The organism is Acidocella sp., assembly GCF_035535915.1.
Classification (GTDB): Bacteria; Pseudomonadota; Alphaproteobacteria; order Acetobacterales; family Acetobacteraceae; genus Acidocella.
Window position 1 is genome coordinate 51,056 of the sequence record NZ_DATLPB010000029.1, and the last position, 12,765, is coordinate 63,820.

Annotated in this window: 14 protein-coding genes; 10 read left to right on the top strand and 4 right to left on the bottom strand. The window is 65.3% G+C overall.

Translation table 11 applies throughout. The features are described 5' to 3' along the window. Positions 1 to 34 precede the first annotated feature (34 nt). Genes ribB through thiL form a run of 4 tightly spaced genes read left to right on the top strand, consistent with a single transcriptional unit; the run spans position 35 to position 3,052 of the window. On the top strand, positions 35 to 1,171 hold the full coding sequence (gene ribB, locus VNC39_RS04075; RefSeq protein ID WP_325396436.1) for a 3,4-dihydroxy-2-butanone-4-phosphate synthase: 1,137 nt from the start codon (positions 35 to 37) through the stop codon (positions 1,169 to 1,171). Beyond that, positions 1,171 to 1,650 (top strand): 6,7-dimethyl-8-ribityllumazine synthase, encoded by a 480-nt coding sequence (gene ribH, locus VNC39_RS04080; protein WP_325396438.1) that lies wholly within the window; start codon positions 1,171 to 1,173, stop codon positions 1,648 to 1,650. The genes ribB and ribH overlap by 1 nt, the downstream gene beginning before the upstream one ends. Beyond that, positions 1,647 to 2,117: a transcription antitermination factor NusB gene (nusB, locus tag VNC39_RS04085; RefSeq protein WP_325396440.1), complete on the top strand. Its 471-nt coding sequence runs from the start codon at positions 1,647 to 1,649 to the stop codon at positions 2,115 to 2,117. Before ribH ends, nusB begins: the two co-directional genes overlap by 4 nt. Then, on the top strand, positions 2,117 to 3,052 hold the full coding sequence (gene thiL, locus VNC39_RS04090; protein ID WP_325396442.1) for a thiamine-phosphate kinase: 936 nt from the start codon (positions 2,117 to 2,119) through the stop codon (positions 3,050 to 3,052). Before nusB ends, thiL begins: the two co-directional genes overlap by 1 nt. A 148-nt stretch (positions 3,053 to 3,200) precedes the next feature. Here the strand turns inward: thiL and rpmG are convergent, their stop codons facing one another. The 3 genes from rpmG to rnr form a co-directional block, all read right to left on the bottom strand. Beyond that, positions 3,201 to 3,368, bottom strand: coding sequence for a 50S ribosomal protein L33 (gene rpmG, locus VNC39_RS04095; RefSeq protein ID WP_325396444.1), 168 nt, complete (start codon positions 3,366 to 3,368; stop codon positions 3,201 to 3,203). Positions 3,369 to 3,512: 144 nt separating this feature from the next. Beyond that, positions 3,513 to 5,039, bottom strand: a complete 1,527-nt coding sequence (locus VNC39_RS04100; protein ID WP_325396446.1) for a S41 family peptidase — start codon at positions 5,037 to 5,039, stop codon at positions 3,513 to 3,515. Next, a complete protein-coding gene (gene rnr / locus VNC39_RS04105) occupies positions 5,036 to 7,291 on the bottom strand; it encodes a ribonuclease R (RefSeq protein ID WP_325396448.1) in 2,256 nt (751 codons plus the stop codon). Before rnr ends, VNC39_RS04100 begins: the two co-directional genes overlap by 4 nt. A 265-nt stretch (positions 7,292 to 7,556) precedes the next feature. Here rnr and rpsD point away from each other — a divergent pair, with 265 nt between their 5' ends. Both rpsD and VNC39_RS04115 read left to right on the top strand, forming a co-directional pair. Next, positions 7,557 to 8,171 carry a 30S ribosomal protein S4 gene (rpsD, locus tag VNC39_RS04110; RefSeq protein WP_325396450.1) on the top strand — a complete coding sequence of 205 codons (615 nt, stop codon included), beginning with the start codon at positions 7,557 to 7,559 and terminating at the stop codon, positions 8,169 to 8,171. A gap of 170 nt (positions 8,172 to 8,341) precedes the next feature. Continuing rightward, positions 8,342 to 8,740, top strand: a complete 399-nt coding sequence (locus VNC39_RS04115; RefSeq protein ID WP_325396452.1) for a hypothetical protein — start codon at positions 8,342 to 8,344, stop codon at positions 8,738 to 8,740. A 139-nt stretch (positions 8,741 to 8,879) separates the two neighbouring features. Here the strand turns inward: VNC39_RS04115 and VNC39_RS04120 are convergent, their stop codons facing one another. Beyond that, a complete protein-coding gene (locus VNC39_RS04120; RefSeq protein ID WP_325396454.1) occupies positions 8,880 to 9,155 on the bottom strand; it encodes a hypothetical protein in 276 nt (91 codons plus the stop codon). Between the two features lie 150 nt (positions 9,156 to 9,305). Between VNC39_RS04120 and VNC39_RS04125 the strand changes: the two genes are divergently transcribed. The 4 genes from VNC39_RS04125 to tmk all read left to right on the top strand — a co-directional run bounded on the left by VNC39_RS04125 (position 9,306) and on the right by tmk (position 12,609). Continuing rightward, complete coding sequence (locus VNC39_RS04125; RefSeq protein WP_325396456.1) at positions 9,306 to 9,974, top strand: DsbA family oxidoreductase; 669 nt, start codon at positions 9,306 to 9,308, stop codon at positions 9,972 to 9,974. A gap of 186 nt (positions 9,975 to 10,160) precedes the next feature. Continuing rightward, positions 10,161 to 11,123: a lytic murein transglycosylase gene (locus VNC39_RS04130; RefSeq protein WP_325396458.1), complete on the top strand. Its 963-nt coding sequence runs from the start codon at positions 10,161 to 10,163 to the stop codon at positions 11,121 to 11,123. Then, complete coding sequence (locus VNC39_RS04135) at positions 11,120 to 11,986, top strand: RlpA-like double-psi beta-barrel domain-containing protein (protein WP_325396460.1); 867 nt, start codon at positions 11,120 to 11,122, stop codon at positions 11,984 to 11,986. The genes VNC39_RS04130 and VNC39_RS04135 overlap by 4 nt, the downstream gene beginning before the upstream one ends. Then, positions 11,983 to 12,609 carry a dTMP kinase gene (gene tmk, locus VNC39_RS04140; RefSeq protein ID WP_325396462.1) on the top strand — a complete coding sequence of 209 codons (627 nt, stop codon included), beginning with the start codon at positions 11,983 to 11,985 and terminating at the stop codon, positions 12,607 to 12,609. Before VNC39_RS04135 ends, tmk begins: the two co-directional genes overlap by 4 nt. Positions 12,610 to 12,765: the final 156 nt, after the last annotated feature.

Below are 12,765 nucleotides of genomic sequence, written 5' to 3' on the forward strand. Positions count from 1 at the left end.
ATCGCCGCTCCGGTGCTTTGAAAGGAATCGCCAGATGGAAGGCCTGAAATCGACGCTGAAATCGGCGGGGCTGCATGATTACATCGCCTCCGCCGCGGAGATCATCGAGGAGGCGCGCGCGGGGCGGCTGTTCATCCTGGTCGATGACGAAGACCGCGAGAATGAGGGCGACCTGGTCATCCCCGCGCAGTTCGCCACCCCGGATGCGATCAATTTCATGGCCAAGCATGCGCGCGGGCTGATCTGCCTGGCGATGACGAAGAACCGCTGCGAGCGGCTCGGCCTGCCGCTGATGAGCCAGGCCAACGGCTCGCGGCACGAAACCGCCTTCACCGTCTCGATCGAGGCGCGGGAAGGGGTGACCACGGGCATTTCCGCGGCCGATCGCGCGCATACCGTGGCGGTGGCGATCAACCCGGAGCTCGGACGCGAGGACATCGTCTCGCCCGGTCATGTGTTTCCGTTGATGGCGCGCGAGGGCGGCACCCTGGTGCGCGCCGGCCATACCGAGGCGGCGGTGGACATCGCCCGCCTCGCCGGGCTGATCCCCGCCGGCGTGATCTGCGAGATCATGAATGATGACGGCACCATGGCCCGCCTGCCGGACTTGGTGGCGTTCGCGCAGCGGCATAATCTCAAGCTCGGCACCATCGCCGATTTGATCGCGCATCGCCGCCGCACCGAGCGGCTGGTCAAGCGCGGTGAGCAGGGCCTGGTGCCCGGCCCGCAGGGCGGGCTGTGGCGCATGGTCGCCTATCAAAGCAAGGTCGATGGCGTCGAGCATGTGGCGCTGGTGAAGGGCGACATTTCCGGCGCGGAACCGGTGCTGGTGCGCATGCACGCGGTCGATACGATCAGCGACCTGCTGGGCGGCGCGCATGTCGATAGCCTGCACGGCGCGTTCGCGCAGATCGCCGCGGCCGAGCGCGGCGTGGTGGTGCTGATCCGCGAGAACCGCCCCGGCGCCGTTTCCGAACGCATCCGCGACCTCGTCGCAGGCAAGCGCACCGAACCGGCGCTGCGCGATTACGGCATCGGCGCGCAGATTTTACTCGATCTCGGCGTAAAGGACATGATTTTGCTTTCCAACCACAAACGCACGATCGTTGGTCTGGAAGGCTACGGTTTGAACGTGGTCGAACAGCGCGGCATCGAAGGGGTGGCCGGCTGATGAGCACCGCTGACGCTCCGCTCCCCGTCGCGCCGCGCCTGGCCGGCGCAGCCCCGCGAATCCTCGTCATCAGCGCGCCTTATTACGACCAGGTCGTGAACGGCATGATGGCGGCGGCGCGGGAGATTCTCGCCCAGGTCAATGCCGACCTCACCATTGTCGAGGTGGCCGGCGCCTATGAACTGCCCCAGGCGCTTGCCATTGCGCTGCGCGTGGGGCGCAAATTCGACGGTTACATCGCGCTCGGCTGCGTCGTGCGCGGCGAGACCGACCATTATGATTTCATCTGCGGCGCCGCCATGGACGGGCTGATGCGGGTGGCCACCGGCCACGCCGTGTGCCTGGGCACGGCGCTGCTGACCGTGGATACCGTGGACCAGGCACTGGCGCGCAGTGCCGAGACCGGCGCCAACAAGGGCGCGGAAGCGGCGGTGGCCTGCCTCAAGCAGATCGCCCTGGCGCGGAACCTGGCGCCGTGAGCGGGCGGCCGAGAACGCTGGCGCGCGTCGCCGCCGTGCAGGCGCTGTACCAGGCCGAGCAGGCCGGTACGAGCCCGGAGACGGTGATCGACCAGTTCGTGCGCCACCGCATCGGCGGGGTTCCCGCCGGCGGGTTGGACGAAGGGCGGGTGCCGGAGGCGCATGTGCCGCTGTTCGCCAGCATTGTCCGCACCGCGACGACGCAGCAGGACACGATCGATTCCATGCTGGTCGCCGCGTTGCCGGAGAGCTGGCCGCTCGCCCGGCTCGACCCGGTGCTGCGCGCGCTGATGCGCGCCGGCGGCGCCGAATTATGGTTGAGCGACGGGCCGCCGGCGAAAGTCGTCATCAACGAATATATGGACGTCGCCTACGGTTTCTTCACAGGAGACGAGCCGCGCATGGCCAACGGCGTGTTGGACCGTCTGGCGCATCTGTTGCGCCCGGCGGAATTTCAGGCCGGCTGATGACGGACGAATTCTCCCGGATCGCCCGGTATTTTGTGCCGCTGGCGGGGGAGGAGGGGCTGGGCCTGGCCAACGACGCGGCGGTGCTGAAGCCGCCGCCGGGGCGTGAGCTGGTGCTCACCGTGGATCAGATGCTGGAGGGCGTGCATTTCCTCTCCGGCGACGATCCGGCCTTGATCGCGCGCAAATTGCTGCGGCGAAACCTTTCGGATCTGGCGGCGATGGGCGCGGTGCCGATGGGCTATCTGCTCACCACCGCGCTGCCGGCAGGGCTGGAGGAAACTTGGCTCGCCGGTTTTTCGGCCGGGCTGGCGGAAGACCAGAAGATCTACGGCATCAGCCTGTATGGCGGCGACAGCTCCTCGGCGCGGCACGATATCTCGCTCTCCGCCACCCTGATCGGTCATGTCGCGCCGGGGGCGGCGCTCAGCCGCGGCGGGGCGGCGCCCGGGGACGAAATCTGGGTGACCGGGACCATTGGCGATGCCGCCCTGGGGCTGAAAGCGCGCTTCGGCAAACTGGCCGACCCAACCGGCTATCTGACCGGGCGCTCGCTGCTGCCGGAGCCGCGCGTGGGCCTGGAGTTGGCCGGCATCGTTTCCGCGGCGATCGACGTTTCCGACGGGCTGCTGCAGGATCTCGGCCATATCTGCAGGCAATCCGGCGCCGGCGCGGTGATCGTGGCGGATGATGTGCCGGCCTCAAAGCAGGCCGCCGCGTTCGGCGCCGCCATGCTGGAAGCGCGGCTAACGGATGGCGATGATTACGAACTGGTCGTCACCGTGCCGCCGGACCGCGTGGCGGCCTTCAAATCCGCCTGCGGGGCGCTGCCCGTCACGCGCATCGGCCATATGGTCGCAGGTGAGGGTGTCGAGGTGCGCGATCGGGCCGGCGGGGTTTTGCGCTTCGGCAAGGCCGGCTGGCGGCATTTTTAAAAGAAAGGAAGTGGCCGCTTTTTGAAAAAAGCGGCGCAAAAACTTTTTGGACTTTGGGCCGGCGGCGTTGGAAACAGCGCGGGTCAATACAGAAAACCCCCTACGCCGTGCGTCAGGGGGTTTTGCAACCGTTAAGCCGAAAAGGCTTTTACTTGATCTTGGCTTCCTTGAACGGGACGTGCTTGCGCACCACCGGGTCGTACTTGTTGAATTCGAGCTTGCCGGTCTGCGCGCGGGCATTCTTCTTCGTCACGTAGAAGAAGCCGGTGTCGGCGGTGGAAATGAGCTTGATTTGAACGACGTTCGATTTGGCCATGATGTCAGAATCTCCAGAAGCCCGCCCTATGAAGCAAAACGGGTCATTTCGTCAAGGGTTGGAGCCGTGCTGGTCTCACCGCCACCGGCCCAGAGTAACAAAAGTTTTTGATGCCGCTTTTTTCAAAAAGCGGCCGCTTACTTACTACGGCAACAGCGCCGTCTGATAAGCCGCGGGATGGGTGAGCAGGAAGGCGGCCGTGTTCATATCAAGGTCGCTGCCGATCGCCGCCGGGCAATGGTCGCGCACATTCAGGATGGTATCGACCGGCGCGGGGGCGCGTATGGCGCGGGAGGCCGCCAGGGCCGGGGTCATCAGGTTCCGGCCGTTGGCCAGGGCCGCGACCTGCGTGACCAAAGCCTGCTCGCCCAGGCTGGTGCAGACCTGCGGCATGACGCCGAGCATTTGCAGCGGCCAGCCATCGGGGGCCAGCACTCGGCTCCAGGTCACGAACAGCTCGCCGCCATCGGGCAGGCTGGTGACGGTCTGCACAAGGCCCTTGCCGAGGGTTGTGGAGCCGATGACCACGGCCCGGTGGTCATCGGCCAGGGCGCCCGAGAGGATTTCCGACGCGCTGGCGGTTTGCCCGTCCACCAGCACAACGATTCTGATGCCGCCGGTCAGGTCCGAGCCCTCGGCGCGGAATACCTGGTCCGCATCCGGGTCGCGTCCGCTGGCATTGGCGATCGGGCCGGCGGCCATCAGCGAATCGGCGACCAGAACGGCCTGGCGCAGCACGCCGCCGCGATTGCCGCGCAGATCGATCACGAGCCCGGTGGGGGGCGGGTTCGTCGCCATCAGCGTTGCGATCATGGCGGAAAACTGGTCGCCGGTGCCGGCGTTGAAGTCGGTGATTTTCAGCGCCGCGATGCCGGGGGCGGGCGAGTGCTCGGAGATCACGGTCTGCGGCGGAATCAAAGCGCGGGTGAGCGTGACGTTCTGCACCGCGCCGCCCGCTTCCGGGTCGGCCAGACGCAGCGTGACAGTGCTGCCGAGAAGGCCCGGCATCGCGTTATTCAGCCGGGTGGTTTCCGCGGGATAAGCGGGGCGGCCGTTGACCCCCAAGACCCGCGTGCCCACCGCCAGGCCGGCATTCGCCGCCGGACTGTCGGCGGCGATGGCGCCGATGGTCACGAACTTGCCCTCGGCGGCGAAGGTCACGCCGGTGCCGGCGAGGCCGGTGACCATCAGTTGTTCCCGGGCGGCCTGTAACGGCGGCTCGTAGCGCGAATACGGGTCGAAATGGTTGAACAGCTCGTCGAAAAAGCTGCTGATCAGCCCCTGGGTGCCGGCCTGCTGCAAAGCCGGCGAAACGGCATAGGCCGCCGCCGCCACCTTCGCCGCCACGCGTCCCCAGGCCTGCGCATCGTTGGCAGGGGGGGTGGGCACCGCGGCGATGATCTGATTGGGGCCGTAGAGCAGGATTTCGTCGCCCTGCAACTGCGCCGACATGTCCGGATCCAGGGCGGCAAGGCCGTTCAGCCCCCAGATCGTCATTTGCGGAATGGTCAGGGCCTGCAGCGAGCGCGGTTCGATATAGGCAAGGGCGGCGCCCCACACCGAACCGGCCATGGCGGTATCGAACGCGGCATTGGTCGTGGCCACGGGCTGCGCCCAGGCGCCGAATGGCAACAGGACCAAGAACGCGAAAATCCAGACTTTACGGGTCACCTTAGGCGTTTCGCCTTATGCTTCTGCTGCTTCTGCTTTCCGACGGATTTGCGGGCGGGCCGCGGGCCCCGGCTATAGGCGCCGCTCGGGCCTTCGGCCGGGCTGAACAACAGGCCACCGGTCACCGGCCGGGCTTCGAGCAGCCGCACATCCAGTGTTTGCGCCAATTGATAGGTCCGGCGGCTGCGCTTGCCGATGAGACTCTGGCCCGCTTCGTCATGCATCCAGAAATCGTCCGGCAAACTCGCCATGCTCAAAAATCCACTCGCGCCACTCTCCGGTAGAGTGACGAAAAGTCCATACTTCGTCACGCCGGAAACCCGGCCGGAAAACACTTCTCCCACGCGGTGTTGCAAATAGAGCGCAAGGTAACGGTCGGTTGAATCCCGCTCGGCCAAAGTGGCGCGGCGCTCGGTCGCGGTGATCAAGGCGGCGGTATCCTCGAACTGGCTCATGTCCTCTTCGCTCAGCCCGTCCGGCCCCAGTTTCAATCCGGAGATCAGCGCGCGATGGACCAGCAAATCGGCATAGCGGCGGATCGGCGAGGTGAAATGCGCGTATTTGGTCAAAGCCAAGCCGAAATGGCCGATATTCTCGGCCCCATATTCCGCCTGACTCTGGCTGCGCAGCACGGTTTCGTTCACGAGGGAGGATTTGTCCGTCCCGGCAACGAGTTTCAACACCCGATCGAGGTCGCGCGGGTGCAATTGATCGCCAGGTTGCAGAGAAATATCCAACGTCGCGAGGAAATTGCGCAGATTGTCGAGCTTTTCCGGGCTGGGCGGGGCATGCACGCGATACATGCATGGCAGCTTTCTGCGTTCCAGCTCCTCGGCGGCGCACACATTGGCGAGGATCATGAATTCCTCGATCAGACGGTGGCTGTCGAGCCGCGCGCGGGGCGCCACATTCTTCACCTGGCCCGCCTCATCCAGTTCTACCTTGCGTTCCGGCAAATCCAGGTCGAGCGTGCCGCGTTCCAGCCGCGCCTGGGACAAAGAGGCATGCGCGGCATAGAGATGGGCATGCCGGGTCGGGTCGGCCCCGAACTCGGCCTGAACCTGCTCATAGGTCATGCGCGCCGCCGAGCGCATCAGCCCGCGTCCGAAGCGGTGGGATTGTTTTTTGCCATGCACGTCGATGTGCATGTCCACGAACAGGCAGCCGCGATCCTCGCCCGGCCGGAGCGAGCACCAGCCGTTGGAGAGCGCCTCGGGCAGCATCGGCACGACGCGGTCGGGGAAATAGCAGGAATTGCCGCGCTCCTTGGCGGCGCGGTCGAGCGCCGAGCCGGGCCGGACATAATGCCCGACATCGGCGATGGCGACGATCAGCCGGTAGCCGCCGGCGACGGGTTCGGCGAACACCGCGTCGTCGAAGTCCCGCGCGTCGGCGCCGTCGATGGTGATCAGCGGAACGTCGCGCAAATCCTCGCGCTTGCCGAGCGGCGCGGATTTGGCTTTGGCCGCCTCCTTCAGCGCTGCTTCGGGAAACTCCATTGGGATGCCGTGCGTGGCGATGGCGATCAGGCTGACGGAGCGCGCATCGGTGGCGAGGCCCAACCGTTCGGTGATGCGCGCCGGTTTGGGGCCGAACGGCTTGCCGGGCAGCGGCTCGGCGCGGACGATCTCGTTATCGAACGCGCCCATGGTTTCGTCCGGCGGGACCATCCATTCCGCCTTCTGCCGCCGGTCGGTCGGCTCGATCCGCCCGCCATGCGGGTGCGGATGGAACACGCCGACGATGCTGCCGGCCTGTTCGGCTAGGCGCTTTAAAGTACGGCCCTCATATTTATCGGTGCCGATCGGCTTCAGCCGCGCCAGCACCCGTGCGCCGGGGGCCAGGGCTGCCTGGCCGCGCGCCTCGGCATGCATGAAAATCATCGGTGGCCGGCCGGGACCGTCCCATACCACCGGCTTGGCCAAGGCCTCGCCGTCGCGGTCGATGCCGGTGACTTCCACCACTGCCGTTTCCGGCAGCCTTCCGGCCTCGCGGTAGCGTTTGCGCCCGGCCAGTTCCAGCACGCCGTCCGCGGCCAGATTCTTCATGAGGTCGCGCAGGCCTTTTTTGTCGTCAGCGCCGACGCCGAAGGCGCGGGCGATCTCGCGCATGCCGATTTTCTGCTCCGCCGCCGCCAGATAGGCTCGGACTTGCTCCCTGGTCGGCAGGCCACGCGGCGGCTTCACCGCTTTGGCCGGCTTCGCGGCTTTGGTTTCGGGCTTTGGTTTCGGCTTTTTATGCACGGTCTTCATGCGCCGCACTATGGCGGCAGAGCGGGCGCGCCACCATAGAGTGTGATCGTTTTAGCTTCGTGCATTCCGCGCGGCATGATCATGTTCCAGGGCGGGAAGGTGCCCCCGCGATATGTGAGTTGACGCCGGCGCGGCCCGCCGCTAGAGGGCGCACTCGTTGCCGGGAACGTGGACAGGCGGTGGTCGCCTGCGCCCGCGTGTTCTGTTTCGCGCAAGCGGGGCAGGGCACGACTACTGGCGTAATTCAACAAGAAGGACACGCGCCGTGACCAAGCGCACTGAGAGTAAGTATAAGATTAACCGCCGTCTTGGCGTCAATCTGTGGGGCCGCGCCAAGTCGCCGGTCAACAAGCGGGAATATGGCCCGGGCCAGCACGGCCAGCGCCGCAAGAAGCCGTCCGACTACGGCGTGCAGCTGATGGCCAAGCAGAAGCTCAAGGGCTATTACGGCAACATCTCCGAGCGGGCCTTCCTGCGCTATTATAAGGAAGCGGTGCGCCTGAAGGGCGACTCCTCGGAGAAGCTGATCGAGCTGCTTGAGCGTCGCCTGGACGCGGTCGTGTACCGCATGAAATTCGCCGTCACCCCGTTCGCGGCGCGCCAGTTCGTCAGCCATGGCCATGTCATGGTCAACGGCCAGCGCGTCAACATCCCGTCCTACCTGGTGAAGGATGACGACGTGGTCGAGGTGCGTGAGAAGTCCAAGCAGCTCGCCGTGGTGCTCGATGCCACCCAGGCCGCCGAGCGGGACGTGCCGGAATATATGGAAGTCGACCACCGCGCGATGAAGGGCAAGTTCCTGCGTGCGCCGAAGCTGGCCGATGTACCGTTCCCGGTGCAGATGGACCCGAACCTGGTCATCGAATACTACTCACGCTGATTTTTCGGTTTTGCGGTTTTTACAACGGCGTCCCCTTTGGGGGACGCCGTTGTCGTTTTCAGGACGTTTTTCGCGACGGGTGGTGCGGGGCGCGACAGGCCGTTACGGGCCGGAGATTTTCTTGTTACACGGCTGCGTTATTTGTGGCGCGATACTAACAGGAGTTCCTCATGCGTCGTACCACCATGTTCACTCTGCTCGGCCTGGCCGCCCTTCCGGCGATCGCCGTCGCGCAAACCACGAACGCCCCCAGCTCCAATCCTCCCATGAGCACGCCGTCGGGCAGCATGGGCATGTCCGGCCCTCAACACGGGCATCACCATGGCGACTGGCACCAGGCGATGCGGCAATTCCATAAGAAATTCGACGCCGCCAACACCACCCATGACGGCCATCTGACCCTGGCCCAGGCCCAGAAAGCAGACTTGAAGATGATCGTCGCCAATTTCCCGGCGATCGATACGCAGCATCGCGGCTATGTCACCTTCAACGACGTGGTCGCCTGGCGCCTGGATACGATCGCCGCGCGCATGGAGAAGCACGCCGCTGAATTGCGGGCGAAGGATTAAGGAAGGAAATGCTTCTTTTTTAAAAAAAAGAAGCAAAAAACTTTTTTAAATTGGGCCCGTGCCGCCTGAGCGTCTCAGGCCCAGCGTAAACAAAAGTTTTTGCGCCGCTTTTTTCAAAAAGCGGCTGCTTTCCTTTTGTTTAGTGATCGGTGCGGCCTTTGGCAAAGGCAGCGCCGGGTTTCTGGTTCGGGTCGCCGGTCACGAACATCTGGTGCAGAATGCCGCCGAAACTTTGCTCCGGCGCGGTGCCGGCCGGCTTCGCCGCGCCGCTGCCGGGAGCCTGATTCGTCACCGGATCGGGGCCGAACAGATGAATGACGATGCCGGAGGGTTTCGGTTCCGGCAACGGCCGCGCTTCCGCCGCGCCGCTCAGCGTGAAGACCGCCATCGCCGCGCACAATATACGTAACTGCAAGAAAACTCTCCCCAAGCCCGCCATCGCGCTTGGCTCATCATCGCGCCGGACCGGGGGGCGTCAAGAGGATGTCATCCGGCGGCCATATACCCGATATGCAATGGGCGACAGATGCTCGCCGAACGGTGTAAAGCGTTGTAAGACAGACCCATGAATATCCTCGCCCCTCTTCCGGCGCGGCTGGTCATCGAAGTCGTGCACGATTTCGTTTGCCCTTGGTGCTATCTGGGGGTGAAACGCCTGTCCCTCCTACTGGCGCGCCGGCGGGATCTGAACGTGGAAATGGTCTGGCGTCCGTTCCTGCTGAACCCGGACATGCCGCGCTCGGGCATGACGCGCAGCGACTACATGATCCGCAAATTCGGCGCCGAGGAGCGGGGCCGGCGGCTTTATCATTCGATCACCGAGCTGGGCGCGTCGGAAGGGATCGAATTCAATTTCGCCGCCATCCGCCGCACGCCGAGCAGCGTGGATGCGCACCGGCTGATCCGTTACGCGCAGGCCTTCGGCGCTGCCGACGTCCTGGTCGACGAGATTTTCCGCGCGCATTTCGTCGAAGGGCTGGATATCGGCGTGCCGGCAACGCTGGTGCGGCTGGCGGCCCTGCAAGGGATGGATGCGCGCGCCACCGCGCTCTTCCTCGCGTCCAGCGAGGGTGCGGAATTCGTGCACGCGGAAAATCTGCATGCGCACCGGCTGGGCATCAACGGCGTGCCGTGCTTCTTGATCGATGGCGAGCACGCCATCGCCGGGGCCCAGGAGGTCGAAGTGCTGGAGCGCCTGATCGATCTGGCTGCCTGCACGATGCGGGAACGCTAAGGAAGGAAGCGCCATTGTTTGTGAACAAAAAGTAGCAAAAAAACTTCTGTCACTTGGCCCGTGCCATTTCAGTGCGTCAGGCCCAGCGTAACCAGAAGTTTTTGCGCCGCTTTTTCCAAAAAACGGCCACTTTCTTTCCCGGCTTCCGTGTTGCGGCACAATGCGATGGCATGGCAGTGTCGGACCATGGATCGGCGTGCTCTTCTTTTAGGTCTTCCCCTTACATTTGCGCTGCCGCGTTTCGCGCGCGCTGCGGATTTTTCGACATTCCTCGCGTCCCTGCAGGCGCGCGCGGCGGCCGAAGGCATTCCGTCATCGATCATCGAGACGGCCACCGGGCATCTCGTGCCGAACCAGACCGTGCTGCGGCTCGACCGCCACCAGCCTGAGTTTACCGAGACCTGGGCGGAGTATTCCTCGCATGTGCTGAACCAGACGCGGGTCGACGCCGGGACACGCAAGTCAGAGGAAATGCGCGATCTGTTCGCGGCGGTGACCAGCCGCTTCGGCGTCTCCGCCGCGCCGTTGCTCGGCATCTGGGGAATCGAGACGAATTACGGCACCACCCAGGGCGATTTCAACGTGATCGACGCGCTGACCACGCTCGCCTGGGACCGCAACAGCCGCTATTTCGGCAGCGAGGTCATCTCGGCGCTGCGCATCATCGCTGCGGGCGACGCGCCGGCGCCGCAGCTCATCGGCTCCTATGCCGGGGCGATGGGGCAGCCGCAATTCATGCCGAGCGTGTATCTCTCCACCGCGATTTCCTTCAGCGGCAACGGCCGGCCGGATATCTGGTCCTCCGATGCCGACAGCATCGCGTCCATCGCCAATTACCTGGCCAAGGCGGGCTGGGTGCCGGAGGAGCCGTCCAGCGAGCCGGTGCTCGCACCTTCCTCGCTCGATGTGGCGATGAGCGGGCGCGAGACGATCCGCACGGTGGGGTACTGGCGGGCCCAGGGGGTACAACGCCTGGCGGATGCGCCCAATCTGCCGGAGGATATGCCGGCCGCGTTGTTGCTGCCGGATGGTGCGGGCGGACAGGCGTTTCTGCTGTACCGCAATTTCTATGTCATTCGCCGCTACAACGCCTCGGATTTCTATGCGCTGGCGGTGGGCGCGCTTGGCCGCATGGCGGTCGAGGCATGATGAACCGCGCGATCCTCGGCCTGTTCATGGCCCTGGCCGGCTGCATGAACCGCCCCGCCGGGCCGCCGCCGGGGCCGGTGACCTTCACCATCGGCAATCCCTACGAGGCCGGTGGCGAGTGGCAATATCCCCGCGATTTCACCAGCTACGACGTGACCGGCCTCTCCTCCGTGATCGGCGACAACGTGCCGCCCTACACGCAAGACAACGAGGCCTACGACCCGAATGCGCTGGCCGCCGCCAGCCCGGTTCTGCAATTGCCTTCCATCGTCACCGTGACGAATCTGGTGAACGGGCGCTCGGTGGAGGTGCGGGTGAATGCGCGCGGTCCGGACATGGCCGGCCGGGTCATCACCGTGACGCCGCGGGTCGCGCGGCTGCTGGATTATCCGGTGGGCGGCGTGGTCGAGGTCCGGGTGACGCTGGACGGGCCGGCGACGGCGGCGCTGGACGGCGCGCTCGGCGCCGGGCCGAAATTGTCGGCCGCACCAGTGGCGAGCGTGACCGCGCAGAGTCTCGCCCCGCCCGGCGGCGGCGCGGCCGGCGCGGTGCAGAGTTTGAGCCCGGCCGCGGCGTCCCAGGCATCGGCAGGGCCGGTGCAGCTTTCCGGGGCCGTCACCACCGTGGCGCCGGCGCCGGGGCCGCTCTTCGTTCAGGTGCCGGGCTATGGCAGCATGGAGGACGCTTATCGGGAAGCCCAACGGCTTTACGGCATGCCGACGCAGGTGATGCCGGTGAATGACAGTTCCCGGACCCTGTTTGCGGTGAATGTCGGGCCGTATCGTTCGGTCGCCGCCGCCGATGCGGCGTTGCAGGAATTGCTGGCGCGCGGCGTTTCAGATCCGCAGATCGTGGTGCGATGAACCAGCGCGCCGGGCTGTTCATCACGCTGGAAGGCGGGGAAGGGGCTGGCAAATCCACCGCTGCCCGCGGTCTCGCGGACATGCTGCGGGCGGAAGGCTATACCGTGCTGACGACCCGCGAGCCGGGCGGCACGCCGGGCGCCGAGGCGATGCGCGCGCTCCTGCTCAGCACCACGATCAAGCTCGACCCGCTGGCGCAGACCATGCTGCATTTCGCCGCCCGCGCGGACCTGGTGGAGAGCGTGATCCGGCCGGCGCTGGCGCGCGGCGAAATCGTGATCTGCGACCGGTTCTATGATTCGACGATGGCTTACCAGGCTTATGGGCTGGACGTGGATGTCTCTGCGGTGGCCAGCCTGATCCGGCTGATCAACCTGCGGCCGGACCTGACCTTCATGCTCGAAGTGTCCGAGGAGACGGCGAACAAGCGGCGCACGGCCCGCGGCGGCGCGCCCGACCGCTATGAGGAAATGGGCGCGGATTTCATGGCGCGGGTGGCGCATGGGTTCCACGCCATCGCCGCCTCCGAGCCGGGGCGCTGCGCTTTGATCGACGCCGAACCGCCGGCTGAAACGGTGGTGGCGGCGATGCGCCGGATCATCCGCGACCGTACAGGGCGATAAAGCGTGAAGGTAGGAAGGAAGTGGCCGCTTTTTGAAAAAAGCGGCGCAAAAACTTTTACTATGCTGGGCCATGGGCGTTGGCGGCGACATCGCCCGTGGCCCAGAGTCATAAAGTTTTTTTGCTTCTTTTTGTTCACAAAAAGAAGCCTTTCTTCC